This window comes from Pantoea sp. E956-1, assembly GCF_982223955.1.
Genome location: NZ_CEUYZP010000103.1, coordinates 1 through 392 on the forward strand (window position 1 = coordinate 1; position 392 = coordinate 392).

The 392-nt window shown below is 54.8% G+C and carries 1 pseudogene; it reads right to left on the minus strand.

Annotated features, from left to right (window positions below):
- Positions 1 to 242, minus strand: a pseudogene (locus AC0T7J_RS25465) (MBL fold metallo-hydrolase); the annotation flags it as partial.
- Between the last annotated feature and the right edge of the window lie 150 nt (positions 243 to 392).

Consider the following 392-nt stretch of genomic DNA (forward strand, 5'->3'; position numbering starts at 1 on the left):
GTCAACTGTTTACCACTGGCGCGGATCTTCTCCACCACCTGTTCGGCCTGGGATTTGCCGAATTGCGCATCGACCAGAATCGCTTCTTTCTCACCGCTGACCAGCACCGAGCTGACCGGGAAAATCGCCTGGGTGCCCGGATTGTAGACATCAAGGCTCAGCTCGGCGGCGGATGCATGGGCGGCAAAGCCGAAAAATGCCGCGGCGAGCAGAACGCGTTTGAAGGGGGTGAAGCCGATCATTTGTTGCTCCGGATTACCAATGCCAGTCTGGCGATGCAACAGAGCTTAGTTGCCAGACTCAGTACAAAAAATGCGATGCTTGGACATAGTTTGTTTCTGAAAGCGGGCAAATCATGGATCGGCTTCAAGCAATGCGGGTATTCGTCACGG